Here is a 26908-nt window from a genome sequence, read left to right as displayed (position 1 = left end):
TTTATGGACAACGTTGGCATGGGTAGCTAGGTTGGCGTGCGCCGTTACCAGAAACAACCTTGCGTCTCGTGAGGGGAACCGCATATGAAGGACGTCACCCTGCTCAGTGACGGGTGGGGGCTGCGCCATGAGGACGCGGTGCTGCCTGCCCAGGTACCGGGCTGCGTACACACCGATCTGCTGACCGCGGGGCTCATTCCGGACCCTTTCCTCGGCACCGACGAGCACACCGTGGCCTGGGTCGGCGACCGGGCCTGGACGTACACCACCCGGCTCACCGCCGGGAACTCCCACGAGCGCACGGACCTGGTCTTCGAGGGCCTCGACACCGCGGCCGAGATCATCCTTGACCAGGAGGTTCTCGGCCGCACCCGCAACATGCACCGCACCCACCGGTTCGACGTCACCGGCCGCGGCGGGGAGCTCCGGGTGCGCTTCGACCCGGCCCGCGAGGAGGCGGAGGCGGTACGCGCGGCGGTCGGCGACCGGCCCAACGTCTATCCCGAACCGTCCCAGTACATCCGCAAGATGGCGTGCGGTTTTGGCTGGGACTGGGGCCCCACCGTCGTCACCGCCGGGATCTGGCGGCCCGCCCGGCTGGAGCACTGGTCGACCGCCCGGATCGCCGGGGTCCGCCCCCTGGTCACGGTCACCGGGACTCACGGCCGGGTGGAGGCGCACCTCACGGTGGAGCGCACCGCCACCGGCCACGGGCGCCCCCTGACCGCGCGGGCCTCGGTGGCCGGCGTCGACACCGAGATCACCTTCGAGGGCACCGAGGCGACCCTCACCCTGGACGTCTCCGAGCCGGAGCTGTGGTGGCCGCGCGGCCACGGCGAACAACCGCTGTACGACCTGACGGTCACCCTCGCCGACGGCACCGCCCCGCTCGACACCTGGCACCGCCGCATCGGCTTCCGCACGGTCGAGCTGGACCGCACGGCCGACGAGCACGGCACCGGCTTCACCCTCGTCGTCAACGGGGTGCGCCTCTTCGCCCGGGGCGTCAACTGGATCCCCGACGACGTCCTGCCCTCCCGCGTCACCCCGGAGCGCTACCGCCATCGCCTCACCCAGGCCGCCGCGGCGAACATCGACCTCGTCCGCGTCTGGGGCGGCGGCATCTACGAGGACGACGCCTTCTACGACGTGTGCGACGAACTCGGGCTGATGGTCTGGCAGGACTTCCTGTTCGCCTGCTCCGCCTACCCCGAGGAGCAGCCGCTGCGCGGCGAGGTGGAGGCCGAGGCGCGGGAGAACGTCGTACGCCTGATGCCGCACCCCTCGCTCGTGCTGTGGAACGGCAACAACGAGAACCTCTGGGGCTTCCGGGACTGGGGCTGGGAGTCCGAACTCGCCGGTGACTCCTGGGGCGAGGGGTACTACCTGGGCCTGCTGCCGCGTGTCGTCGCCGAGTTGGACCCGACCCGGCCGTACACGGCGGGCAGCCCCTGGTCCGGTTCCTGGGACCATCATCCCAACGACCCGGCACACGGCACCCACCACTCCTGGGAGGTGTGGAACCGCCGGGACTTCGCCGAGTACCGCGACAGCGTGCCCCGGTTCGTCGCCGAGTTCGGCTGGCAGGCGCCGCCCGCGCTGGCCACCCTGCGCCGCGCGCTGCCCGGCGAGGATCTCGCCCCGGACTCGCCCGGCATGCTCCACCACCAGAAGGCCGAGGACGGAAACGGCAAGCTCGACCGTGGGGTCGCCCGCCATTTCGCCTTCCCCGAGGGCGACTTCGACCGCTGGCACTACCTGACACAGCTGGTCCAGGCCCGGGCCGTCGCCGCCGGCATCGAGCACTGGCGCTCCCACTGGCCGGTCTGCGCGGGCACCGTCGTATGGCAGCTGAACGACTGCTGGCCGGTCAGCTCCTGGGCGGCCATCGACGGGGACGGCCGGCTCAAGCCGCTCTACCACGAGCTGCGACGCGTGTACGCGGACCGGTTGCTCACCCTCCAGCCCACCCCGGACGGTGTCGTGCTGGCCCTGGCCAACCAGTCGGCAGAGACCTGGGCGGCCCGGGTCACCGTGCGCCGGACGACCGCCGACGGCACGGTCACGGCGGAGGCGACGCTCGGGGCCGATGTGGACGCGCGCGGCGCGGTACGCCTGCCCCTTCCCGAGGACCTCGCGCTGGGCACCGAGGGCTACAAGGAGTTCCTGGTGGCGGACGCCGACGGACTGCGCGCGCTGCACTTCGCCGTGCCGGACCGCGAGTTCGCCTACCCGAAGCCGCTGTTCGACGTACAGGTGGAGAAGGTCGGCGGCTCAGGATCGGACGCTACAGTCGACGTCGTGGTCACAGCACGCACCCTGGTACGCGATCTCCTTCTGCAGCCCGACCGTCTCTCCCCGGAGGCGGTGGCCGACACGGGTCTGGTCACCCTGCTCCGCGGCGAGCAGGTCCGCATCAGGGTCGGGGGCTGGGCCGAACCCACCGTCGACGGTGCCCGCTCGGCGATCTTCTGCGTGGACCCGGCGTGAGTGCTCCCACCCAACGCGTCACCATCAAGGACGTCGCGGCCCGGGCCGGTGTGTCGAAGGGGGCGGTGTCCCTCGCCTTCAACGGCAGGCCCGGAGTGTCCGACACGACCCGGGACCGCATCTTCCAGGCGGCCCGGGAGCTCGGCTGGTCGCCCAACGTGCGGGCTCGCGGCCTGTCGTCCGGCGCCAGGGTGGACACCGTCGGCCTCGCGATCTGCCGGCCGGCCCGGCTGCTCGGCCTGGAACCCTTCTACATGGAGTTCATCTCCGGGGTCGAGAGCGTGCTGGCCGAGCGGTCCTGCTCGCTCCTGCTGCACCTGGTACGGGACGTGGACGAGGAGATCGCACTCCAACAACGGTGGTGGCAGGGCCAGCAGATCGGCGGTTCGATCCTGGTCGACCTCCGCGAGAACGACCCCCGCGTGCCCGCGCTGCGGGCCATCGGTCTCCCCGCGGTGGCGGTCGCCCACCCGTCGCTGACGGGCGGCTTCACCTCGGTGTGGACGGACGACGCCACCGCCGCCACCGAGGCCGTACGGTATCTGGCGGCCCTCGGCCATCGCCGCATCGCCCGGGTCGGCGGGCCCGCCGGGCTCGGCCACAGCGCCATCCGCGCGAAGGCGTTCGTCGAGGCCACGCGAGCCCTGGGCATCGCCGACGACCTTCAGATCGCCACGGGTTACGAGGGCGAGGAGGGAGCCCGCGCCACCCGTTCGCTGCTGCTGATGGCCGACCGGCCGACGGCCATCCTCTACGACAACGACATCATGGCCGTCGCCGGAAACGCCGTCGCCGCGGAACTGGGCCTCTCGGTGCCGCGCGATCTCTCCCTGCTCGCCTGGGACGACTCCCAGCTGTGCCGGCTGACCCACCCCCCGCTGTCCGCGATGAGCCACGACGTGCACGGGTTCGGCGCCGACGTGGCCCGAACCCTGTTCGCGGTCATAGACGACGAGAACCCTGTGTCCCACCAGGTCGCCACCCCCTCGCTCACCCCGCGCGGATCGACGGCACCGCCTCTGGGGTAGGGGGTAGGACCGGGATCTGCCGCGGCCCGGAGGGGGCGGGGCCCGCCCTCAGCGGAGTGGGTGGGCCCCTTCCGATCTGCGGGTTCGGCGCCCACTCGGCCCGGGTGTCGCTCCCCTCGGCCGCATGGCAGAACCGTCCCACGAAGACGGAGGAACCTCGGTCTTCAGCGTGCCCCGCGTGCCTCCGGCCATCGGATCGGGACTTGGGACGCTCATCACACTCTGCACACCCGCCACAAGAACATCTGACTAGTCAGATAACATCTCGTCAGACGAACCGCTCGCGTCCAGCGAGCCCTCTTCTCGACCGACGAGCGAAGAGCCCTGATGAGCACGCCGTACCAGAACACCGGCTTCGCCGTTTCCACTTCTGCCGTCCCGGCCGAGGCGCTCCGCCGCCCGTACGCCGGGAACACCCCTGCCCCCACGCAGAGAGGCTTACCCAAGTGACCAGCCTTCCCAGTCGACGCCACCTCCTCGCCACCGGAGCGGGCGCCGCGCTCGGCCTCGGCGCGCTCGGCGCCACCGCGTCCCCCGCCGTGGCCGCCCCGGCCACAGCCGCGCACGGCGCCGGTGCGGAGGAGACCAGGACCCTCGACGAGCTGTACCAGGCCGCCATCGCCGAAGGCGGCAAGCTCGTGATCTACGCGGGCGGCGACCTCGCCAACTCGGGCAGCGGTGCCGGCGCCCGGACCGCCTTCCGCCAGCGGTTCCCCCAGATCGACCTCGACCTCATCGTGGACTACAGCAAGTACCACGACGTCCGCGTGGACAACCAGTTCGCCACCGACACCCTGGTCCCCGACCTGGTGCAGCTGCAGACGCTGCACGACTTCACCCGCTGGAAGCGCCAGGGACGGCTGCTGCACTACAAGCCCGCCGGCTTCGGCAAGCTCCACAAGAAGTTCAGGGACCCGGACGGTGCCTGGGTGGCCGGCATGGTCATCGCCTTCAGCTACCTGTACGACGTGGCGGCGGCCGGGACCGACGCGCCGCGGACGCCGCTGGACATGGTCGACCCGCGCTGGAAGGGCGCCATCGCCTCCTCCTACCCGCACGACGACGACGCGGTACTCTACCTGTTCGCCCTCTACGCCGAGACCTACGGCTGGGACTGGATGGCCGACTTCGCCGCCCAGCAGCCGCAGTTCGCCCGCGGCTCCTTCTCCCCCGGCACCGCGGTCACCAACAAGCAGAAGATCATCGGCGTCGGCACGGGCGGCAACCCGCTCGCCACCAGCCCGAACCGCTGGATGATGACCGACGGGCACCCGTTCATGGCGTGGGGACAGCGGCTCGCGATCCTGAAGCAGGCCGCCAACCCCACGGCGGCCAAACTCTACCTCAACTGGCAGCTGTCCACCGAGCGTCAGAACTCCAACGGCTGGTCGGTGCGCACGGACATCGCGCCGCCCACCGGCCTGAAGCCGGTCTGGGAGTACCCGAACGCCAACCTGGACGGGTTCCCCCGCTTCATGGAGGACCGGGCCCAGGTCGAGCGCCTGAAGCAGACCTTCGCCCTCTACTTCGGCGAGGTCAAGGGCGACCCGACACCCGGCTGGCCCGGCCTGCACCCGGGCGCCTGACCGCCCAGCAGAATCGGTTCCGTTCCGGCTCGACGGCCTGGGGTCGCATCACGACGTCCTCGTCATCCCCATCCACCCACCCCTCGGTGGGTGGGGATGCCCCACCCCGGCCACGCGGTGGACGTCGCGTCGACTCCCGCAGGATTCCCGGTCGCACGAGACGGAACCTCCCCCCTCTCCTATGCCGGTCCCCCACCAAGGAGTCACGCGCATGACCGAATCCCAGGCCGACGGACCCCGCCGGGCACCGTCCCAGAGCCACCCTGACGACGCCCTCACCCGCCGCCGCCTCTGGCGACTCGGCGCCGCCACGGCGCTCACCGCCGGCGCGGCAGCCTTGCTCCCGGCAAGCACCTCGGCAGCCTCGGCAGCCACGAGCAGGACCCGGACCGCACAGGAGTACTTCGACCGGGCCGCCGAACTGGCCGGCGACAACCCCGTCCTCAAGGGCTTCGTCAGCGCGCTCACCGTCGGCAACGTCCCTCCCCGGCCCCCGGCTCCCGCACCGCTGCGGATCTTCGACAACGTCGCGGTGGTGAGCGTCGGCTGGGTGTCCGCCACCGCGATCCTCACCTCACGGGGAATCATCCTCATCGACGCCCTCAACACACCTGCCGAAGCAGCACAGTTCATCATCCCGGGCCTGCGCGACGTGGGAGCCGACCCCTCGACGATCAGGTATGTCGTCGTCACCCACGGCCACCTCGATCACTTCGGCGGCGCCCAGTACCTGGCCGACCAGTACGGCGCCCGCGTCATGATGGCGCCGGCCGACTGGGACCTCCTCGCCACCACCTCCCCCGCGAACGCCCCCGTCCGCGACCTCGACATCGCCGACGGCCAGAAACTCACCCTCGGCGACACGACCGTCACCCTCAACCACACACCGGGCCACACACCCGGCACCGTTTCCCCGGTGTTCCCCGCCCACTGGCAGGGCCGCCGGCACACCGCCATGCTCTGGGGCGGCACCAACCCGCCCGTGGCCACCACCAGCAAGGAGACTATCTCGCCTCCGCCCTCGCCTTCGCCTCCCGGATGAGGCGAGCCGGGGTCGACGTCGAGCTGAGCAACCACGGCTTCGCCGACTACGGCCTGGAGCGCATGGAAGAACTGCGCAACGCCCCAGGCAGCTCCAAGAATCCGTTCATCATGGGCACCGCGGGGACACAGCGCCTCATGAAAGTCATCGAGAACATGATGCGCGGCCGCATAGCTCTGGACCGGGAGAGCAGCACCACCACACCGACAGTCACGGCAGCGGCCGGCACACGCACCGCGGCCTGCTGCTGACGATCGAAGGGGGCCGAGGTGTCCGCGAAGTCCGAGGTCGGCCGGCGCGAACACCCCAAGGGCGGTCCGGGTGGTGAAGGGCCGCCCGCTCCCGGACCGCTGGACCCGCCAGAACCGGCACACCGCGGGGGCCGACCGCGTGGTGGCGGACCGCCCGGCAGTGCGCGGGCGAGCCTCCGTAAGGAGTCGCCCGGCCATGAACCAGAGGGATACAAGGGATACAGGGGATGCAAGGGACGCAAGGTCGCCGTCACCGATCGCATCGGCCTTGAGAAGCAGATCCCGGGCTCCAAGCAGCGACCGCGGAGACCGTCATCCGGACCGACGGAGTCGCGCCCTCTCGCGCGGGCCTCGCGGTGCGGGCGCCGGCATCGTCCGAGCTCCCCAGCAGGTCAGCGCCGGATCAGGACGCGAATGCGGAAGGGGTCGGACTCGCCGGAGCCCGACCCCTTGCGACCTGCGCGCTCGACGGATTGCCCGGCACGCAGCAAGCGGACGATTACACGTTGAACCGGAACTCCACCACGTCCCCGTCCTGCATCACGTACTCCTTGCCCTCCATACGTGCCTTGCCCTTGGCGCGGGCCTCGGCCACCGAGCCCGTTTCCACCAGGTCCTCGAAGGAGATGACCTCCGCCTTGATGAAGCCCTTCTGGAAGTCGGTGTGGATGACTCCGGCGGCCTCGGGGGCGGTGGCGCCCTTCTTGATGGTCCAGGCGCGGGATTCCTTGGGGCCGGCCGTCAGGTAGGTCTGCAGGCCCAGGGTGTCGAAGCCGACTCGGGCCAGGGTCGCCATGCCGGGCTCCTCGACGCCCACCGACTCCAGGAGCTCCATCGCCTCCTCCTCGTCGAGCTCGGCGAGGTCCGCCTCCAGCTTGGCGTTGAGGAAGATCGCCTCGGCGGGGGCGACCAGGGCGCGCTGCTCCGCCTTGAAGTCCTCGTCGACCAGTTCGTCCTCGTCGACGTTGAAGACGTAGAGGAAGGGCTTGGTGGTGAGGAGGTGCAGGTCGTGGAGGAGTTCCTCGTTGCCGGAGCCCTGGACGATGCCCTGCGAGAAGAGCGTGTCGCCCTTCTCCAGGATCTCCTTCGCCGCCTCGACCGCCGCGACCTTCGGCCCGATGTCCTTCTTGATGCGCGACTCCCGCTGGAGACGCGGCAGGACCTTCTCGATCGTCTGGAGGTCCGCGAGGATCAGCTCGGTGTTGATCGTCTCGATGTCGTCCTTCGGCGAGACCTTGCCGTCGACATGCACGACGTTCTCGTCGTGGAAGGCACGGATGACCTGGCAGATCGCGTCGGACTCACGGATGTTCGCGAGGAACTTGTTGCCCAGGCCCTCGCCCTCCGAGGCACCCTTCACGATGCCCGCGATGTCGACGAAGTCGACGGTCGCCGGAAGGATCTTCTGGGAGCCGAAGATCTCGGCCAGCTTCGCGAGGCGCGCGTCCGGGACACCGACCACGCCGACGTTCGGCTCGATCGTGGCGAACGGGTAGTTGGCCGCCAGCACGTCGTTCTTGGTCAGGGCGTTGAACATGGTCGACTTGCCGACATTCGGCAGACCGACGATTCCGATCGTGAGCGACACGTTGCGACTTCCCGTACGAGAGGAGGGTGAGGTGAGGAGGGTGGAGACGGTCCCTCAGTCTACGGGCTGACGTGACCCCTCACCGGCGACGTATCGAACGCTTGGCCAAGGCCGGTCCGTCGGCGTGTCATGGGCGCTTGTTCGGCGCGTATTCGGCGTGTCTGAGGGGCTGTTCCGTGCACGCGCCGACCTAGGTTGGACCAGTGGAGCAACACAGGATCCGACCCCGTACCCCGCACTCCGGCCCCGCCCGGCCCGGCCGCGGCACCTCGCCGGACCCGCGCGGCGGCCGTGCCGCAGGGCAGGCGGCGGCCGGATCCCGGCGCGCTCCGGCCACCGCCCGGCGGTCCGCCCCGCCGTTCGTGCAGGCTCTGCGGCGGATGCCGAACCCCCGGCTCACCGGGCTCGGCGGCGGGCTGTTCTGCACCGCGGTGATGTTCGCGCTCGGCTGTCTCGACCAGTTGCTGTTCGGGGCGTCCCTGACCGTCTACAGCGTGTTGTTCCTGCCGGTGTGCGTGCTGACCGCGGCCTGGGTGCGGGGTGCGGACCTGGTGACCGCGCCCGTCGTCGTACCCATCGCGTTCACCGTGGGCCTGCTGCCCGTGGCCGACGGTGACGGCGGGATCTTCTCCCACCTGATGGGCATCGTCACCGCGCTCGCCACCGAGGCCGGGTGGCTGTACGGGGGAACGCTCGTCGCGGGCGTCATCGCGACCGTCCGGAAGGTCCGCCTGATGAACCGGCGGCCGGGACGGGCCCGTATGCCCGTGTGAGGCACCGGGTTCGCCACCCGCCCCGCGTCCTCCCGCCCGGTCACGCCTCCTTGGACGCCCGCATCGCCGCGCCCACGATCCCCGCGTTGTTCTGCAGCTCCGCCGGGACGATCTCCGCCTTGATGCCCTCGATCAGCGGCAGGAACTTCTGGGACTTGCGGCTGACACCGCCGCCGATGATGAAAAGCTCCGGGGAGAACAGCATCTCCACGTGGGCCAGGTACTTCTGGACGCGGTGGGCCCAGTGCTCCCACGTCAGCTCGTTGTCGTCCTTGGCCTTGGTGGACGCCCGGGTCTCCGCGTCGTGGCCGTGCAGCTCCAGATGGCCCAGTTCCGTGTTCGGGACCAGGACGCCCTCGACGAAGAGGGCGCTGCCGATGCCCGTGCCGAAGGTGAGGAGGGCGACCGTGCCTCTGCGGTCGCGGCCGGCGCCGAACTGCATCTCGGCGACGCCCGCCGCGTCCGCGTCGTTCAGCACCGTCACCGGGAGGCCGCCCAGCCGGTCGCTCAGCAACGCGCGCGCGTCCTTGTCGATCCAGTCCTTGTCGACGTTCGCCGCCGTACGGATCGTCGAGCCGCCGGTGACCACGCCGGGGAAGGTGATGCCGACCGGACCCGTCCAGCCGAAGTGGTCGACGACCTCCTTCACGCCGTCCGCCACCGCGTCGGGTGTGGCCGGTTGCGGAGTGAGCACCTTGAAGCGCTCCTCCGCGAGGGCGCCCCTGTCCAGGTCCACAGGGGCGCCCTTGATCCCTGACCCGCCGATGTCCACGCCGAAGATGTGCATGGCTCTACGTTACGGCGTAGGACTGACAGTCACTCGCCCGAGGGGGGCGTTGCGGTCCGGGGCGCGGTGGCACCCGTGCGCTGGGCCACCAGCTCCGCCGCCTCCGCGCGCAGGTCGCGGCGCAGCTCCTTCGGCAGCGAGAACGTGATGGACTCCTCGGCCGCCTTGACGAGCTCGACGTCCTCGAAGCCGCGCTGCGACAGGTACTCCAGGACCTGCTCGACCAGGATCTCGGGGACCGACGCGCCCGAGGTGACGCCGACCGTCGACACGCCGTCCAGCCAGGCCTCGTCGATCTCGTCGGCGAAGTCCACGAGGTACGCCTCGCGGGAGCCTGCGAGCTTCGCGACCTCGACCAGCCGGACCGAGTTCGAGGAGTTCTTGGAGCCGACGACGATCACCAGTTCCGCCTCCGCGCCCATCTGCTTCACCGCGAGCTGACGGTTCTGGGTGGCGTAGCAGATGTCGTCGCTGGGCGGGGAGATCAGCTGCGGGAACTTCTCCTTGAGGGCGTCGACGGTCTCCATCGTCTCGTCCACGGAGAGGGTGGTCTGGGACAGCCAGACGACCCTCGACGGGTCTCGGACCTCGACCTTGGCGACGTCCTTCGGGCCGTCGACCAGCGTGATGTGGTCCGGGGCCTCGCCGGAGGTGCCGATGACCTCCTCGTGGCCCTCGTGGCCGATCAGGAGGATGTCGTAGTCCTCGCCCGCGAAGCGGACGGCTTCCTTGTGGACCTTGGTGACGAGGGGGCAGGTCGCGTCGATGGTCGCGAGCTTGCCCGCGGCGGCCTCGTCGTGCACGACCGGGGCGACTCCGTGGGCGGAGAACATGACGATGGACCCCTCGGGGACCTCCGCGGTGCGCTCGACGAAGATCGCGCCCTTCTTTTCGAGGGTCTGTACGACGTATTTGTTGTGCACGATCTCGTGCCGGACATAGATGGGGGCCCCGTACTGTTCGAGGGCCTTCTCGACGGCGATCACGGCGCGGTCCACGCCCGCGCAGTAGCCCCGGGGGGCGGCGAGCAGGACACGGCGGCCAGGCGAAGCAGTCATGTGAACCATCGTAAGGCCGCGCTCCGCGCGGCAACGATCGTGTACCTGGGGGCTGCGCCCCCAGACCCCGCTTCGGCCCTGAACGGGCCTCGTCCTCAAACGCCGGACGGGCTGAGGATGCTGGCCCACGCTGAAACGGAAACAGCGTGCCTCGGTGATGTCAGTGGCGACCATTAGTCTCGGCGTATGGCTCTCAACACGTCCGCTGACGCTCCGCTGCCCGTCGGCGAGGTGTCGCGGCTCATCGGGGGGTGGATCGACCGGCTCGGTGCCGTGTGGGTCGAGGGGCAGATCACCCAGTTGTCGCGGCGGCCCGGTGCCGGCGTGGTGTTTCTGACGTTGCGTGATCCCTCTCACGACATCTCCGTGGCCGTCACCTGCTACCGGCAGGTGTTCGACACCGTCGCCGATGTGGTGAGCGAGGGGGCCCGGGTCGTCGTGCTCGCCAAACCCGAGTGGTACGCGCCCAGGGGACAGTTGTCGCTGCGGGCCACCGAGATACGGCCGGTCGGGGTCGGGGAACTGCTCGCCCGGCTGGAGCAGTTGAAGAAGGCCCTGGGCAACGAGGGGCTGTTCGCCGCCGAGCGGAAGAAGTCGCTGCCCTTTCTGCCCCACCTCGTCGGGCTCGTGTGCGGCCGGGCCTCCGCCGCCGAGCGGGACGTCCTGGAGAACGCCCGGCGGCGCTGGCCCGCCGTCCGCTTCGAGGTGCGCAACGTCGCCGTACAGGGCGTGCACGCCGTACCGCAGGTCGTCCAGGCCGTGAAGGAGCTGGACGATCTCGACGAGGTGGATGTGATCGTCGTGGCCCGGGGCGGCGGGAGCGTGGAGGACCTGCTGCCCTTCTCCGACGAGCAGCTCGTGCGGACCGTCGCCGCGTGTCGTACGCCTGTCGTCTCCGCCATCGGGCACGAGCCCGACCATCCGCTGCTCGACTACGTGGCGGATCTGCGGGCCTCCACTCCCACCGACGCCGCCAAGAAGGTCGTACCGGATGTGGGCGAGGAGTACGAGCGGGTGCGGTTGCTGCTCGACCGGGCCCGACGGTCCGTCCACGCCTTCGTCGAGCGGGAGGAGCGCGGGCTCGCGCACGCCCTCTCCCGGCCCGCGATGGAGGATCCGCACCGGATGATCGACGAGCGGGCCGACCATGTCGTCTCCCTCGTCGAACGGGCGCGGCGCACCCTCGGCCATCTCCTCGACCGCGCGGACTCCGAGCTGTCCCACACCCACGCGCGCGTGGTGGGTCTCTCCCCCGCCGCGACCCTGCGGCGCGGGTACGCGGTGCTGCAGCGGGCCGACGGGCACGTGGTCCGGGATCCGGGCGAGGTGGCGGCCGACGAGACGCTGCGGGCGCGGGTCGCCGAGGGTGAGTTCACTGTCCGAGTCGATGTCTAGGGTGGGCGCATGACCAGCAACGTGAGTGAGTCGCTCGGCTATGAGCAGGCGCGGGACGAGCTGATCGACGTCGTGCGGCGACTGGAGGTGGGCGGTACGACGCTGGAGGAGTCCCTCGCCCTGTGGGAGCGTGGCGAGGAGCTGGCCAAGGTGTGCCGGCAGTGGCTGGAAGGGGCGCGCAAGCGGCTCGACGCGGCCCTGGCCGAGGAGAATCCCGAGACGGGGAGCGACGACGAGGACGACTCCAGCACCGGCTCCGGCTGATCCGGCGGCGCTCGGCGTGCCTCGCTGTGCCTCGCTGTGCCTCGCTTCCTGTGAAGCGGATCACCATTCAGCGACTTTTGTTGAACCTTGAACTTTCCCTTTGTACTGTCGATGATGTCAGCCGATCCCCCCGGATCCGACGTACGCCTACAGAAGGTTTTCCATGTCCCTCGTTCTTGACCCCGCCGCCCAGGACCTGCTGTTCCGCGAGGCCCGTACCGCGAACACCTTCACCGACGAACCGGTGTCGGACGAGCAGGTCCAGGCAATCTACGACCTGGTCAAGTACGGTCCCACCGCCTTCAACCAGACCCCGCTGCGCATCACCCTGGTCCGCTCCGCCGAGGCCCGCGAGCGCCTCGTGCAGCACATGGCCGAGGGCAACCAGGCGAAGACCTCCACGGCACCGCTGGTCGCCATCCTCTCCGCGGACAACGAGTTCCACGAGGAGCTGCCGGCCCTGCTCCCGGCCTTCCCCCAGGCCAAGGACCTCTTCTTCTCGGAGCGTTCCGCCCGTGAGGGTGCCGCCGGTCTGAACGCCGCCCTGCAGGCCGCGTACTTCATCATCGGTGTGCGTGCCGCCGGCCTCGCCGCCGGCCCGATGACCGGTGTCGACTTCGCGGGCGTCCAGAAGGAGTTCCTGGACGGCGACCACACCCCGCTGATGGTCGTCAACATCGGCAAGCCGGGCGCCGACGCCTGGTACCCGCGCTCCCCGCGCCTGGCGTACGACGACGTCATCACCACCGTCTGAGGTACCGGGGCACCGAGGTGCACCACGCGTACACGCGTTCATGACTGAGGCCCCCGGCTCGCGCCGGGGGCCTCAGTCGTGTCCACGCGTCTGTCGGTTCCCTACGTCGTCCTCAGGGCCTGGGCCACCTTCGTCAGACGGTCGAACGGCGCCGTGCCCGCCACCACCGTCGTGGAGCCCTTCTCGCGCAGCACCAGCGCGTCGTACTTCTCGCCCTCGTACCGCGTCCACGTCGCGTCCCCTATGCGCTGGGTGACCTTCGTCTCCCGGGCGCTCTGGGTGGCGTCGGCGATGAAGACGGACGGCTTCTGAGTGGACTGCTCCACCGTCACGTATTCACCCTCGGAGTCATGGAGGCCGAGGTGCCACCTGTCGAAGTTCTCGCCGGAGAAACGCACCGACGTCGCCTTCCAGTCGGCCGACAGGCCCTCGGGCGCGGCCACCGGGTAGCTCGCGGCGCGGCGAGCCGTCAGCAACTCGACGCGGTAGTCGACCCGTTTGAGGTCGGGAGCGGAGTCGTCGTGCGGGATGAAGAGATAGATCACTCCCGCCGCGAGACTGATGAGACCCAGGGACAGAATCATGTCCCGGGCCGTCTTCTGCTTGCCGTTCTTGCCGTTCGAACCTGCCACGCTCCCCATCGTCGCAGGTGCACCGGCCCGCTCATCCGTGGGGCCCCCTGCTCATTTTGTCTGCCTAACGATAGAGTCGGGGCCAACACCCTCATCCGGCCGTCGCCGTATCAGAAAGGTGCGTCTCGATGACCGAGCATCATCATCTGCCGTCCGAACTCGAAGTCCCCTCCGAAGCTCCCGACCGCAACCTCGCCCTGGAACTCGTCCGGGTGACCGAGGCCGCCGCGATGGCCGCGGGCCGCTGGGTCGGCCGCGGTGACAAGAACGGCGCCGATGGTGCCGCGGTGCGCGCCATGCGGACCCTCGTCTCGACCGTCTCGATGAACGGCGTCGTCGTCATCGGTGAGGGTGAGAAGGACGAGGCGCCCATGCTCTTCAACGGAGAGCAGGTCGGCGACGGAACCGGGCCCGAGTGCGACATCGCCGTCGACCCGATCGACGGTACGACGCTCACCGCCAACGGCATGACGAACGCCATCGCCGTCCTCGCCGCGGCCGACCGCGGGTCGATGTTCGACCCGTCCGCCGTCTTCTACATGGACAAGCTGGTCACCGGTCCGGACGCCGCCGACTTCGTCGACATCAACGCGCCCGTCTCCGTGAACATCCGCCGGGTCGCCAAGGCGAAGCGGGTCACGCCCGAGGACGTCACCGTCGTCATCCTCGACCGGCCGCGCCACGTCGGCATCATCAAGGAGATCCGGGAGACCGGCGCCCGCATGAAGCTGATCTCCGACGGCGATGTCGCCGGTTCGATCCTCGCCCTGCGCGAGGGCACCGGCGTCGATCTGCTGCTGGGCATCGGCGGTACGCCCGAGGGCATCATCTCGGCCTGTGCCGTGAAGTGCCTCGGCGGCACCATCCAGGGCAAGCTGTGGCCGAAGGACGACGAGGAGCGGCAGCGGGCGGTGGACGCGGGGCACGATCTCGACCGCGTGCTCACGACCGACGACCTGGTCTCCGGTGAGAACGTGTTCTTCGTCGCGACCGGGATCACCGACGGTGAGCTGCTGCGCGGGGTTCGCTACCGGTCGGAGACGGCGACGACGGAGTCGATCGTGATGCGGTCGAAGTCGGGGACGGTCCGGCAGATCTCGTCCGAGCACAGGCTCAGCAAGCTGAGGGCTTACAGCGCGATCGACTTTGATCGCGCCAAGTAAGTCCGGGGTGGGGACTTCGGGTTGTGGGTGGGTGCGGGTGCACCGTGGCTGGTCGCGCCGACGCGGCGGAGCCGCAGATCGACACAGCCCCGCGCCCCTGAGGGGCGCCCCGGTGAGCGCCTGTCAGCACGCTCGCGTCTGATTCCCGCGACGAAAATCCCAACGGCCGAAGGGGGCGCCCTCTGTGCGGGAGGGCGCCCTCGGTCATGACCCGCTGGGGTCAGCCCGCCGCGGCTATCGTGCCGTGGGCGGCCTTCTTGAGTTCCATTTCGCGGCGGCGGCGCCTGGCCAGGACCACACGGCGCTCGGCGGCGGTGAGGCCGCCCCAGACGCCGTACGGCTCGGGTTGCAGCAGCGCGTGTTCACGGCACTCCACCATGACGGGACAGCCGCCGCACACCCGCTTGGCCGCCTGCTCCCGGGAGAGCCTGGCCGCGGTCGGTTCCTTCGATGGGGCGAAGAAGAGACCCGCCTCGTCGCGCCGGCACACCGCCTCGGTGTGCCACGGGGCGTCCTGGTCCCTCTCCCGCTCCGGCACCCGCTGGGGCGGAACGGCGGCGACCTGCAGGGACGAATGCGGCGGTTGCAGCACGGTCTACTCCTGACGACGGCTTCTTCGCGAGCTGGAGGGAGCCGTGGGGCCCACGTGGGCCGGGGCGACGGTTCCGGAGCGTCCGGAGCATGCGATCGCAAGGCGCGCGCTTGCCGGGCGTACCGGGTTCCGCGTGAAGCCCACGGCACCCTCCAAGAGACGATGCAGCAAGCCCTACCCGCTGTGCGCGCGCCTATGCACTGAGTTCCCAACCGCTGGGGTTCCAGGGCATTGTCGGGGCGTCGTGACCTGACCGAATCGCTTCGGGTGCGACCGAATTCACAACCGTCAACGGTCCAGGTGCTTGCGCAAACTCCTGTCGACCTTGCGGGAGACGAGGTCGAGGATGTCCCCGATCACCTTGCCACGCTTGGGTTTCGCCTCGACATTTCCGAGTATGGCCAGTCCGTCCACATAGACCACGGGTGCGTCGGGATCGCCCGAATCCAGCGTGCTCACCTCGAAGTTGCCGAGCACACCGCCGCCGGTGCCGCGCAACGAGACGTTCTCCGGGACGCGGATCTCGACGTTGCCGAAGACCGAGATCGCCTTGATCACGACCTGCTGGTACTCGAATATCGCCTCACTGAGGTCGATCTCGACGCTGCCGAAGATCGCGTACGCGTGGATACGGCGACCCGCGCGCCAGCGGCCCTTGCGGACGGCGGCACTGAAGACCGCCACCACGTTGTCGTCGGGGTCGAGCGGGATCGCGCCCGGGGTGGGGCGGTTGGGCGCGGGCGTGTATCCCCACGCCGCGGCCCGGGGCGCGTGGGACCGGTGACCGGCGGGCAGGTCCCGTACGAAGACCTCCAGTTCGCCGACCGTCTTGGCGCTCAGCACCCCCTCGACGCGCTCGGAGTGCTCGTCGGGCGTGAGGCGGCCCTCGGCCAGCGCCTCGCGCAGGAGATCCGCGACGCGGTCACGGTCGGCGTCCGAGGCGCGGAGTTCGGACGCGCGCGGTTCGGTCTGCTTCTGAAGGTCCACGACAGCAGCGTACCCAAACGCGATAGATCGCGACTAGGGGTGTGGAGGAACCTCGTTCGAGCTGCCCCCTTCTCAACTGAGTCCTACCTAACAAGCTTCCCCTCGCCGGCAGGTCATACCCTGGTGGGCGCCCGCCGATGAAGGCCGGCCACTGTCTTCGTCGAGTGAGGAATGGGCGAGATGCCTGAGTTCGCGTACACCGATCTGCTCCCCATGGGAGAGGACACCACCCCGTACCGGCTGGTGACCTCCGAGGGTGTCTCCACCTTCGAGGCCGACGGGCGCACGTTCCTCAAGGTCGAGCCGGAGGCGCTGCGCAAGCTCGCCGCCGAGGCCATCCATGACATCCAGCACTATCTGCGGCCGGCCCACCTGGCCCAGCTGCGGCGGATCATCGACGACCCCGAGGCGTCGGGCAACGACAAGTTCGTGGCGCTGGACCTGCTGAAGAACGCCAACATCGCGGCGGCGGGCGTGCTGCCCATGTGCCAGGACACCGGTACGGCCATCGTCATGGGCAAGCGCGGGCAGAACGTCCTGACGACGGGCGGTGACGAGGCAGCCCTGTCCCAGGGCATCTACGACGCGTATCTGAACCTGAACCTGCGCTACTCGCAGATGGCTCCCCTCACCATGTGGGAGGAGAAGAACACCGGCTCCAACCTGCCGGCCCAGATCGAGCTGTACGCCACCGACGGGGGCGCCTACAAGTTCCTGTTCATGGCCAAGGGCGGCGGCTCGGCCAACAAGTCGTTCCTCTACCAGGAGACGAAGGCCGTCCTGAACGAGGCCTCCATGATGAAGTTCCTGGAGGAGAAGATCCGTTCGCTGGGCACGGCCGCCTGTCCGCCGTACCACCTGGCGATCGTGGTCGGCGGCACGAGTGCCGAGTACGCGCTCAAGACCGCCAAGTACGCCTCCGCGCACTACCTGGACGAGATCCCGGCCGAGGGTTCGCCGCTCGGACACGGCTTCCGGGACAAGGAGCTGGAGGAGAAGGTCTTCGAGCTGACGCAGAGGATCGGGATCGGGGCGCAGTTCGGCGGCAAGTACTTCTGCCACGACGTGCGCGTGGTGCGGCTGCCGAGGCACGGCGCCTCGTGCCCCGTCGCCATCGCCGTGTCCTGCTCCGCCGACCGGCAGGCCGTCGCGAAGATCACGGCGGAGGGGGTCTTCCTTGAGCAGTTGGAGACCGACCCGGCGCGGTTCCTGCCGGAGACGACGGACGAGCACCTGGACGAGTCGGGTGAGAGCGACGTGGTCAGGATCGACCTCAACCAGCCGATGGACGACATCCTCGCCGAGCTGACCAAGTACCCGGTGAAGACGCGGCTGTCGTTGTCCGGTCCGCTGGTCGTGGCGCGTGACATCGCGCACGCCAAGATCAAGGAGCGGCTGGACGCGGGTGAGGAGATGCCGCAGTACCTGAAGGACCACCCGGTGTACTACGCGGGGCCGGCGAAGACGCCGGAGGGGTACGCGTCCGGCTCCTTCGGGCCGACGACGGCCGGTCGTATGGACTCGTACGTGGAGCAGTTCCAGGCGGCGGGCGGGTCGAAGGTGATGCTGGCCAAGGGGAACCGGTCGGCGCAGGTCACCAACGCGTGTGACGCGCACGGCGGCTTCTATCTCGGCTCGATCGGCGGCCCGGCGGCTCGGCTCGCCCAGGACTGCATCAAGAAGGTCGAGGTCGTCGAGTACGAGGAGCTGGGGATGGAGGCGGTGTGGAAGATCGAGGTCGAGGACTTCCCGGCGTTCATCGTGGTCGACGACAAGGGCAACGACTTCTTCCAGGATCCGGCGCCGGCGCCCACGTTCACGTCGATTCCGGTGCGGGGGCCTGGGCTGGCGTAACCCGGCTCTTCCAAGGCGGGCCCACCTGCGGCGAGGTCCGTGACGTAGCATCAACTCCCTTTTCGTCACGGTCTCTCGAATTCTGGTGGGCCCGCCTCATGTCCGAAACCGACACACCGCCGCCCGAGCGGCAACCCGTGGCGTCGTCCTCCCTCGCGGACGATGTCATCGCCACCGTCGTGCCCGAGGCGGCCGGGCTGGAGCGGCGGGCCCGCAACCGGCGGATCGCCGTCAGCCTGGCCTGCGGGACGGTGCTCACGGTCCTGGCTGCCCTCGGGGCCAGGAGCGCCGACTGGTTGTTCGCCGAGCACGACGCACAGGTCGCGAGCGAGGCCGACGACAAGATCGATCATGCGGGTCCGGCGTTCACGGCCTCCGTGCGGGCGGACGCGTGGGACCCCGGCGACCCCGACGCGACTCTCTTCGACAAGCCGTTCTCCACCGAGGAAAAGCGCACGCTGCTCGGCATGGGCGTGGCGGACATCGGCAACCTGTGGTCCTTCATGAAGGCCCGCCACGGGCGGGACGTCTTTTACGCGGCCGTCCGTCCCGCTGCCATGAAGGGCTCCTCTCCCGCTTACTCGGAAGCCTGGCTGGTGGATCTTCTCAGCGACCGGCAAGCCGGCCTCGTCGTCAACGACCTGCGTGTCAAGGGTCTGAGATGCACTCCGGCTCGGGCTGTCGCGGCCATCGACTTCGTGGGGCAGGGGGGCAGCGGCTACGAGGGCATGCTCTTCGACCTGACGCGCCCCGATCCCGTCGCGCTCGCCATCTCGGAGGAGAACCTCGGGAAGCCGTTCTTCGCCCACCGCAAGATCGACCTCGGCAACGGGGCGACCCCGGGCGGGCTGCGGATCGCGGTCACCTCCGGGACGCAGGACTGCACCTGGAAGTCGTTCGAGGCCACCTATGTCGATTCCGAGGGCACCCACACCCAGGAGATCACGAACAACGGCAAGGACTTCACCGTCCACGGCATCGCCGAGCACAGCGAGCAGATGTTCGAGGTGAGCCCTAGAGATCCCCTCGTGACCGAATGCACGGTCTCGGCCCAGGGCGACCCGGCCTGCTGAGGCGTTCGGCGCACGGGCCGGAACATCTGCGATGTCCCGATCGCTGTACCCGGCATGAGCGAATACCGCATCGAACACGACTCCATGGGCGACATCCGCGTCCCCGCCCACGCCAAGTGGCGGGCCCAGACCCAGCGTGCCGTCGAGAACTTCCCCGTCTCCGGGCAACGTATCGAGCGGGCTCACATCGAGGCCCTCGCCCGGATCAAGGGCGCCGCCGCCAAGGTCAACGCTCAGCTCGGGGTCATCGACAAGGACATCGCCGGGGCGATTCAGGAGGCCGCCGACCAGGTCGCCGCCGGGGACTGGGACGAGCACTTCCCGGTCGACGTCTTCCAGACCGGGTCCGGCACCTCCTCCAACATGAACGCCAACGAAGTCATCGCCACCCTTGCGAGTGAGCGGTTGGGGAGGGACGTACACCCCAATGATCATGTCAACGCGTCTCAGTCCTCCAACGACGTGTTCCCCTCCTCCATCCACATCGCCGCCACCGCCGCCGTCACCCGTGACCTGATCCCCGCCCTCGACCACCTCGCCGACGCCCTCACCCGCAAGTCCGAGGAGTTCGCCGACGTCGTGAAGTCGGGGCGTACGCATCTCATGGACGCCACGCCCGTGACGCTCGGACAGGAGTTCGGGGGGTACGCCGCCCAGGTGCGCTACGGCGTCGAGCGGCTCCGTGCCTCCCTGCCCCGGCTCGCCGAGCTGCCCCTCGGCGGCACCGCCGTCGGGACCGGGATCAACACGCCGCCCGGGTTCTCGGCCGCGGTGATCGAAGAGGTCGCCCGTACCACCGGGTTGCCCCTCACCGAGGCTCGCGACCATTTCGAGGCGCAGGGCGCGCGGGACGGGATCGTCGAGACGAGCGGGCAGCTGCGGACCATCGCCGTCGGGCTGACCAAGATCGCGAACGATCTTCGGTGGATGGCCTCCGGGCCCCGGACCGGGCTCGCCGAGATCAGCCTGCCCGATCTTCAGCCGGGGTCGTCCATCATGCCCGGCAAGGTCAATCCCGTGATTCCCGAGGCCGTGCTCATGGTCGCCGCACAGGTCATCGGCAACGACGTCACCGTCACCACCGCCGGTGCCGCCGGGAACTTCGAGCTCAATGTCATGCTGCCCGTGATCGCGAAGAATGTCCTTGAGTCCGTGCGGCTGCTCGCCAACGTCTCCCGGCTGCTCGCCGATCGGACCGTCGACGGGATCGTCGCCCATCGGGAGCGGGCGCGTGAGTACGCCGAGTCCTCGCCCTCCGTCGTCACTCCGCTGAACAAGTACATCGGGTACGAGGAAGCGGCCAAGGTGGCCAAGAAGTCGCTCGCCGAGAAGAAGACGATTCGCCAAGTCGTCCTGGAATCGGGGTATGTGGAGCGCGGCGATCTCACCGTCGAGCAGCTCGACACGGCGCTTGATGTCCTGCGGATGACGCGCCCGTAACGTCATCGAGCCACTGGCGAGAACCGTGACGCGCACCGCAGCGTCGTATGCCCGGGGCACCTAATATCTCTCCATGACAGACGACGGAGCGGTGAGACGAGTGGAAGCGGGCGGATCGGCGGCGTACTGGTCCGCCGGGAGTCAGATCCTTTGGCGGTACCGCGAGAACTCCGGCGAGCGCTTCCACATCGTGCGTCCCGTCACCGTCGTACGGGACGATCCCGAGGTGCTCGCCGTGTGGATGGCCCCCGGCACCGAGTGCGTCAAGCCCGTGCTCGCCGACGGTACGCCCGTGCATGTGGAGCCGCTGGAATCGCGGTACACCAAGCCCCGGACCGTGCAGCGCGACCGCTGGTTCGGCACCGGGGTGCTGAAGCTGGCGCGGCCCTCCGAGCCCTGGTCGGTGTGGCTCTTCTGGGAACCGGGCTGGCAGTTCAAGAACTGGTACGTGAACCTGGAGGAGCCTCTTGCCCGTTGGGCCGGCGGGGTCGACTCCGAGGACCATTTCCTCGACATCACCGTGAATCCCGACCGGACTTGGGAATGGCGCGACGAGGACGAGTTCGCGCAGGCCCAGCAGGCCGGGCTGATGGACGCCCAACTCGCCGAACGGGTAAGGGAAGCGGGGCGTTCGGCCGTGGAGGTCATCCATGCCTGGGGGGCGCCGTTCGCGGATGGCTGGCAGCACTGGCGCCCGGATCCCTCGTGGGCTGTACCGTCTCTGCCGGAGGACTGGGACCGTACGCCCGCGCACATGTCGTCATGAGACCCTTGATGCGCCCCCGGTGCACAACCGTAGGATCGTCCTCCGCAAGGGCGCACAACCGTAACTGCCGGAAAATGCGCCGGGCCTGACCATACGTCACCGAGGGGCGGCAGGACGTGAGCGAGGGGTACGAGGGCAGCACCGGTCCGGGCCGAACAGGGCCTGCCGGTGCACCAGGAACAACCTCTGACCACGCCGGTTTTTCGTTCCTGGGGCACGTATTCCGGGTATCGGGAAGTCGGCGGGACCAACTGCGTGTACAGCGCGCAGCCCCGGACGGATGGATTCGACACGCGTGACGGAGCAACCCACCTCGCACGAGCGCAGTCGGCCGGGCACCGGCCGGCCGGACATCCCCGCGGACACCCGCGGGGCGCTTCTGCGTTCCCCGGAGGCGGCGGCTGCTCAGCCTCTGCCGAAGCAGACGACAGGGCAGGGAGGGGCCGCCGGTGGACTGGAGGCCGCCCCCTGCCCCGTGACAGGCTCCGAGAGCCCCGAGACCGTCGGTGGCGCCGGTAGAGCCGCGCACGACGCGGGCACAGCGGGAACAGAGGCGGGAACAGGAGCGATGGCATCCAGCTCGGGTACTGGTACCGGTACGTCCGGCTCCACCGGCCCCAACCCCACCGGTCCCCCGGCCACCCCCGGGCCCGAGCACTCGCAGCCCGACCAGCCGTCCTCGACCGAGCCCGACGCACACCGTCCGCGTCCGGTGCCGGACAGCATCCCGGTCCAGCCGGGCGCCGAGACGGCCCGCCCGGGCACGGAGAACCACACGACGGAGCACCACGCCACGGAGAACCACGCGAGCCCGAACGGCCCCGCCGACGGCGTCGACCCGGATGCGAGCGCCCTCGCGGGCAAGGAGCGGCGTTCCGGGCAGGGCAACCCCGCCGGCACTCCCCTGCCGATGCGGCGGGACGGCGACCGGCTGCGGTTCGTCGGCGCCGCGACCCGGCGTATCGCGCGGGGCATCGACCTCGACGAGATCGTGATGGGGCTGTGCCGGGCGACCGTGCCGACGTTCTCCGACACGATCCTCGTCTATCTGCGCGATCCGCTGCCGGTCGGCGACGAGCGGCCCACCGGCCCGCTGGTGCTGCGGCTGCGCCGCACCGACCGGCTGCCGCAGGACCGGGACACCGAGAACGGCTTCCTGGCCACCTCCGCCGTCCCCCCGCAGCCGCCCGAGCTGTCCCCGGTCAGCGCCGAACTGTGCGAGGTGCGTCCCGGCGGCGCGCTCGCCGAGGTGCTGCGCGGCGTCCGGCCCGTCTTCGCGGACGCGCCCGCCGCCCGCGCGGCCCTGCCCGAACTGCTCGGCGAGGCCTGCGACCTGGAGGTGCCGGACGGACAGCGGGCGATCCTCGCCCCGCTGCGCGGCCGGCGCCGGGTCATCGGGGCCGCGCTGTTCCTGCGCCGCCCTGAGCGCATCCCGTTCGAGACGGACGACCTCCTCGTGGCCGCCCAGCTCGCCACCCACAGCGCCCTCGGCATCGACAAGGCGGTGCTGTACGGCCGCGAGGCCTACATCGCCGACGAGTTGCAGCGCACGATGCTGCCGGAGACCCTGCCGCGCCCGACGGGCGTACGGCTGGCGTCCCGGTACCTGCCCGCCGCCGAGACCGCCCGCGTCGGCGGTGACTGGTACGACGCCATCCCGCTGCCCGGCAGCCGGGTCGCGCTCGTCGTCGGCGACGTCATGGGCCACTCCATGACCAGCGCGGCCATCATGGGCCAGCTACGGACGACCGCGCAGACCCTCGCCGGGCTCGACCTGCCCCCGCAGGAGGTCCTGCACCACCTCGACGAACAGGCCCAGCGGCTCGGTACGGACCGCATGGCGACCTGCCTGTACGCGGTGTACGACCCGGTATCCCACCGGATCACCATCGCCAACGCCGGCCATCCGCCGCCCGTCCTGCTGCACCTGGGCGGCCGGGCCGAGGTACTGAAGGTGCCGTCCGGCGCGCCCATCGGGGTCGGCGGTGTCGACTTCGAGGCCGTGGAACTGGACGCGCCCGCCGGTGCCACCCTCTTCCTCTACACGGACGGGCTCGTCGAGTCCCGGCTGCGCGACGTCTGGACCGGGATAGAGCAGCTGCGCGAGAAGCTCGCCGCGACCGCCCAGCTGACCGGGCCCGACCATCCGCCGCCCCTCGAAGCGCTGTGCGACGAGGTCCTCGACATGCTCGGCCCGGGCGACCGGGACGACGACATCGCGCTGCTCGCCGCCCGCTTCGACGGCATCGCGCCGAGCGATGTCGCGTACTGGTACCTGGACCCGGAGGACGCGGCGCCCGGCCGGGCCCGTCGGCTCGCCCGGCGCGCGCTGTCCCGGTGGGGCCTGGAGGACCTGACGGACTCGGTGGAGCTGCTGGTCAGCGAGGTCGTGACGAACGCGGTGCGTTACGCGTCCAAGCCGATCACCCTCCGGCTGCTGCGCACCGACGTACTGCGCTGCGAGGTCGGTGACGACGTGCCGCAGCTGCCGCGGCTGCGGCAGGCGCGGGCCACGGACGAGGGCGGGCGAGGGCTGTATCTCGTCAACCGGCTGGCCCGGCGCTGGGGCGCGACCCGGCTGAGCACGGGGAAGGTGGTCTGGTTCGAGCTGAACCGGACGTGAGGGGTCGCGCGTAGGTACGACCTGTACGAGAGGGGGCTCCCGGTGATCACCGGGAGCCCCCTCTCGTACGTACTGCCTGTCTGTCTGCCCGCTACTGGCTGTCGTCCGGCTCCGGCGGATCCAGGGTGATGCCCCCCGAACCGCCCGTCGGGGTCGCCGCCGGGGTCGTCGGGGTCACGGACGGGGTCACCGAGGGCGTCACCGACGGGGTCACGGACGGCGTGACGGAGGGCGTCACGGACGGGGTCACCGAAGGCGTCACCGACGGGGTCACGGACGGCGTCACCGACGGGGTCACCGAGGGCGTCACCGACGGGGTCGCCGTGGGCTTCACACCCGCGCCCAGGGTGGTGTCCAGGTCGAACTTGGTCACCTTGCCCATCGCGCCGAAGGTGTACTCCGCCCAGATCTTCGCCGGGTAGCCACCGCCGTTGATCCGGCCGCCGCCCGCCTGGATGAGGCCCGTGGCGCCCGTCAGCGAGACCTGCTTGTTGGCCTTCGTGTCCTCGCCGAACAGACCGACCGAGGTGACCAGACCGGGCGTGTAGCCGGTGAACCAGGCCGACTTGTTCTCGTCGGACGTACCCGTCTTGCCGGCCACCTGCTGGCCCTTGCGGTTCTTCGCCTGGGCCACCGAGACCTTGGCCGTACCGTCGTCGACCACGCCCGTCAGCACCGACGTGACCGCGTCGGCGGCCTCGCGGGTGATGACCTGCTCCCCGATCGGGGAGTCGAACTCGACCGTACGGTCCTTGTGTTCGGCCGACTTGATGACGGCCGGGGTGACCTTGCGGCCGTGGTTGTCGAGAGTGGCGTAGACGGCGGCCATCTCCAGTGGGCTCGCGCCCATCGTGCCGAGGGTCTGCGCGGGCACCGCCTGCAACCCCTCGGTGTCCAGGCCGAGTTCGTCCGCGACCTTCATGACCTCGGACATCCCGACGTCGACGCCCATCTGCGCGAACACCGAGTTGATCGACTTGTTCATCGCGGTCTGGACGGTGACGTCGCCGTAGTCCGCGTCGTCCTCGTTCGGCGGGCCGAAGCCGACCTTGTTGCCGTCGTCCACGACCTGCCGGCCGCTCGTGCCGTCGTACTTGGTGTCCGGGGTGATCAGATCGCCGTCCTGCGTACGCGCCTTCTCCTCCATGGCCGCCGCGAGGATGATCGGCTTGAAGGTGGACGCGGGCTGGTAGTCGCGTCTGGTCGCGTTGCTGATGTAGTGCTTGAAGAAGTCGGTGCCGCCGTACAGCGCGAGCACCCGCCCGGTCTTCGGGTCGACGGACGCGGCACCGGCCTGGACGTTGCCGTCGACCTTGCGCTTCTTCGCGTCGAGCTTGCTGGTGAGCTGGCCCTTGACGGCCGCCTCCAGCGCGGTCTGCTTCTTCCGGTCGATGTTGAGCGTGATCGTCCAGCCGCCCTTGTCGACCAGCGCGTTCGCGCTGTTGGTGTCGTCCGCCGTGCCGTCCGCGACGAGTTGCCTGGCGAGCTCGGCCTTGGCGGCGTCGACGAGGTAGCCGGTCTGGCCCTCCAGCCCCGGGGCACCCTTCGGCTCCTTCGGCACCGGGAACTTCATGGCGTCACGCTCGGACTTGTCGAGCCAGCCCTCCCCGACCATGTTGTCGAGTACGTAGTTCCAGCGGGCGGTGACCAGCTTCTTGCCGGTGGGGGAGGCGACGGCCCAGTCGTACTGGCTCGGCGCCTGGAGCAGCGCGGCGAGGTACGCGCCCTGCTCGACGGTGAGCTTCTTGGCGTCGACGCGGTAGTAGGCCTGGGCGGCGGCCTGGATGCCGTAGGAGTCGCGGCCGTAGTAGTTGGTGTTGATGTAGCCGGCGAGGATGTAGTCCTTGGTCTTCTGCTGGTCCACCTTCAGCGAGATGACCAGTTCCTTCAGCTTGCGCGTGATGGTCTGGTCCTGCTCCAGGTAGTAGTTCTTCACGTACTGCTGGGTGATCGTCGAACCGCCCTGCTTGCCCTTGCCGGACAGCGTGTTGATCAGACCGCGGGCGGTGCCCTTGAGGTCGACGCCGGAATCCTTGTAGAAGGACTTGTTCTCGGCGGCGACAAAGGTCAGCTGGACCTTCTTGGGTACCTCGCTCAGATCCACGATCTCGCGGTTGACCGTGCCGGTGCGGGCGAGGACGGAGCCGTCGCCGTACTTGTAGATGTTGCTCTGCTTCACCGCGGCGGCGTTGCCCACGGGAACGCCGATCATCAGATACAGCACGACGAAGGCGCCCATACCGAGCAGCAGGAAGCCGAAGAACGCCCCGAGGACCTTCTTCCAGGTGAAGAGCCGACGCAGGAAACTCTTACCTTCCTTGCCCTTCTTGGCGCTCTTGCCGCGCGCCGCCGCCCTGCTCGCCGCCCTGCCCGGGGTCGCGGGCGCGGGCTGGGTCGCGGTTACCGTCCCGCCCTCGGTACCGGTCTCAGCTCCGGTTCCGGTCTCGGTCGACACATCTCTGGAGGAGCGCTTGGGCGCCGCGCGGCGGCCACCGCGATGCTGCCGCGCTCGTCTCTCGTCCGCTCGTCCCATGGGTCGCTTCGCTCCGCTTCCTTCTTCGCACAGGTTCATGGCTCAGGTCAGCTCAGAAAACTAACACCGGCGGATAAGACGACGAGCTTTCGATCCCCTCTTTTCCGTACGTGACAATCAGCACCCGCCCCACTGGAACCGACCACTGGGGGCCGCGGAAGGTTGCCGGACCCGCTAAAGTGATATCACTTAGCTAGAAAGTTGCTAGGCTCTCACCGAGACAGCCGCG

Annotated in this window: 22 protein-coding genes; 15 read left to right on the top strand and 7 right to left on the bottom strand. The window is 69.6% G+C overall.

Features of this window, described 5'->3' with window-relative positions:
- Positions 1-84: 84 nt before the first annotated feature.
- The 5 genes from OHN74_RS28580 to OHN74_RS28560 all read left to right on the top strand — a co-directional run bounded on the left by OHN74_RS28580 (position 85) and on the right by OHN74_RS28560 (position 6397).
- Positions 85-2490: a glycoside hydrolase family 2 protein gene (locus OHN74_RS28580; protein ID WP_327697453.1), complete on the top strand. Its 2406-nt coding sequence runs from the start codon at positions 85-87 to the stop codon at positions 2488-2490.
- Positions 2487-3518 carry a LacI family DNA-binding transcriptional regulator gene (locus tag OHN74_RS28575; protein ID WP_327697452.1) on the top strand — a complete coding sequence of 344 codons (1032 nt, stop codon included), beginning with the start codon at positions 2487-2489 and terminating at the stop codon, positions 3516-3518. Before OHN74_RS28580 ends, OHN74_RS28575 begins: the two co-directional genes overlap by 4 nt.
- 446 nt (positions 3519-3964) lie before the next feature.
- Positions 3965-5104, top strand: a complete 1140-nt coding sequence (locus OHN74_RS28570; RefSeq protein ID WP_327697451.1) for an ABC transporter substrate-binding protein — start codon at positions 3965-3967, stop codon at positions 5102-5104.
- A gap of 211 nt (positions 5105-5315) precedes the next feature.
- Positions 5316-6146, top strand: a complete 831-nt coding sequence (locus OHN74_RS28565) for an MBL fold metallo-hydrolase (RefSeq protein WP_327697450.1) — start codon at positions 5316-5318, stop codon at positions 6144-6146.
- Positions 6143-6397, top strand: a complete 255-nt coding sequence (locus OHN74_RS28560; RefSeq protein ID WP_327697449.1) for a hypothetical protein — start codon at positions 6143-6145, stop codon at positions 6395-6397. Before OHN74_RS28565 ends, OHN74_RS28560 begins: the two co-directional genes overlap by 4 nt.
- A 499-nt stretch (positions 6398-6896) precedes the next feature.
- On the opposite strand, the gene ychF is transcribed toward OHN74_RS28560, so the two are convergent.
- Positions 6897-7985, bottom strand: a complete 1089-nt coding sequence (gene ychF, locus OHN74_RS28555; RefSeq protein ID WP_327697448.1) for a redox-regulated ATPase YchF — start codon at positions 7983-7985, stop codon at positions 6897-6899.
- Positions 7986-8188: 203 nt separating this feature from the next.
- Here ychF and OHN74_RS28550 point away from each other — a divergent pair, with 203 nt between their 5' ends.
- Entirely contained in the window at positions 8189-8758 is a 570-nt protein-coding gene (locus OHN74_RS28550; protein ID WP_327697447.1) for a DUF6542 domain-containing protein, read from the top strand.
- A 40-nt stretch (positions 8759-8798) separates the two neighbouring features.
- Here the strand turns inward: OHN74_RS28550 and ppgK are convergent, their stop codons facing one another.
- Together ppgK and OHN74_RS28540 are read right to left on the bottom strand one after the other, a co-directional pair.
- On the bottom strand, positions 8799-9545 hold the full coding sequence (gene ppgK, locus OHN74_RS28545; RefSeq protein ID WP_327697446.1) for a polyphosphate--glucose phosphotransferase: 747 nt from the start codon (positions 9543-9545) through the stop codon (positions 8799-8801).
- 29 nt (positions 9546-9574) lie between these two features.
- On the bottom strand, positions 9575-10612 hold the full coding sequence (locus tag OHN74_RS28540; protein ID WP_327697445.1) for a 4-hydroxy-3-methylbut-2-enyl diphosphate reductase: 1038 nt from the start codon (positions 10610-10612) through the stop codon (positions 9575-9577).
- Between the two features lie 177 nt (positions 10613-10789).
- Here OHN74_RS28540 and xseA point away from each other — a divergent pair, with 177 nt between their 5' ends.
- From xseA to OHN74_RS28525, 3 genes are all read left to right on the top strand, one after another.
- Positions 10790-11998, top strand: coding sequence for an exodeoxyribonuclease VII large subunit (gene xseA / locus OHN74_RS28535; protein WP_327697444.1), 1209 nt, complete (start codon positions 10790-10792; stop codon positions 11996-11998).
- 9 nt (positions 11999-12007) lie between these two features.
- Positions 12008-12262, top strand: a complete 255-nt coding sequence (locus OHN74_RS28530; protein WP_327697443.1) for an exodeoxyribonuclease VII small subunit — start codon at positions 12008-12010, stop codon at positions 12260-12262.
- 163 nt (positions 12263-12425) lie between these two features.
- Positions 12426-13016 (top strand): malonic semialdehyde reductase, encoded by a 591-nt coding sequence (locus OHN74_RS28525; protein WP_327697442.1) that lies wholly within the window; start codon positions 12426-12428, stop codon positions 13014-13016.
- A gap of 101 nt (positions 13017-13117) precedes the next feature.
- Here OHN74_RS28525 and OHN74_RS28520 read toward each other — a convergent pair whose 3' ends face one another.
- A complete protein-coding gene (locus OHN74_RS28520) occupies positions 13118-13657 on the bottom strand; it encodes a DUF4245 domain-containing protein (protein ID WP_327697441.1) in 540 nt (179 codons plus the stop codon).
- 119 nt (positions 13658-13776) lie between these two features.
- Between OHN74_RS28520 and glpX the strand changes: the two genes are divergently transcribed.
- Positions 13777-14811: a class II fructose-bisphosphatase gene (glpX, locus tag OHN74_RS28515; RefSeq protein ID WP_327697440.1), complete on the top strand. Its 1035-nt coding sequence runs from the start codon at positions 13777-13779 to the stop codon at positions 14809-14811.
- A gap of 220 nt (positions 14812-15031) precedes the next feature.
- Here the strand turns inward: glpX and OHN74_RS28510 are convergent, their stop codons facing one another.
- A complete protein-coding gene (locus OHN74_RS28510) occupies positions 15032-15403 on the bottom strand; it encodes a WhiB family transcriptional regulator (protein WP_327697439.1) in 372 nt (123 codons plus the stop codon).
- Between the two features lie 288 nt (positions 15404-15691).
- Positions 15692-16390, bottom strand: a complete 699-nt coding sequence (locus OHN74_RS28505; protein ID WP_327697438.1) for a DUF1707 SHOCT-like domain-containing protein — start codon at positions 16388-16390, stop codon at positions 15692-15694.
- 180 nt (positions 16391-16570) lie between these two features.
- Here OHN74_RS28505 and OHN74_RS28500 point away from each other — a divergent pair, with 180 nt between their 5' ends.
- From OHN74_RS28500 to OHN74_RS28480, 5 genes are all read left to right on the top strand, one after another.
- Positions 16571-18244, top strand: coding sequence for a fumarate hydratase (locus OHN74_RS28500; RefSeq protein WP_327697437.1), 1674 nt, complete (start codon positions 16571-16573; stop codon positions 18242-18244).
- A gap of 98 nt (positions 18245-18342) precedes the next feature.
- Entirely contained in the window at positions 18343-19317 is a 975-nt protein-coding gene (locus tag OHN74_RS28495) for a hypothetical protein (RefSeq protein ID WP_327697436.1), read from the top strand.
- Positions 19318-19371: 54 nt separating this feature from the next.
- Positions 19372-20757 (top strand): class II fumarate hydratase, encoded by a 1386-nt coding sequence (locus tag OHN74_RS28490; protein WP_327697435.1) that lies wholly within the window; start codon positions 19372-19374, stop codon positions 20755-20757.
- A 73-nt stretch (positions 20758-20830) separates the two neighbouring features.
- Positions 20831-21523: a cytidylyl-2-hydroxypropylphosphonate hydrolase gene (gene fomD / locus OHN74_RS28485; protein WP_327697434.1), complete on the top strand. Its 693-nt coding sequence runs from the start codon at positions 20831-20833 to the stop codon at positions 21521-21523.
- Between the two features lie 568 nt (positions 21524-22091).
- Entirely contained in the window at positions 22092-24146 is a 2055-nt protein-coding gene (locus OHN74_RS28480) for a SpoIIE family protein phosphatase (RefSeq protein ID WP_443060464.1), read from the top strand.
- A 91-nt stretch (positions 24147-24237) separates the two neighbouring features.
- On the opposite strand, the gene OHN74_RS28475 is transcribed toward OHN74_RS28480, so the two are convergent.
- On the bottom strand, positions 24238-26679 hold the full coding sequence (locus OHN74_RS28475; protein WP_327697432.1) for a transglycosylase domain-containing protein: 2442 nt from the start codon (positions 26677-26679) through the stop codon (positions 24238-24240).
- Positions 26680-26908: the final 229 nt, after the last annotated feature.

This window comes from Streptomyces sp. NBC_00459, assembly GCF_036013955.1.
GTDB lineage: Bacteria > Actinomycetota > Actinomycetes > Streptomycetales > Streptomycetaceae > Streptomyces.
This window is presented reverse-complemented; position numbering and strand designations above follow the sequence as displayed.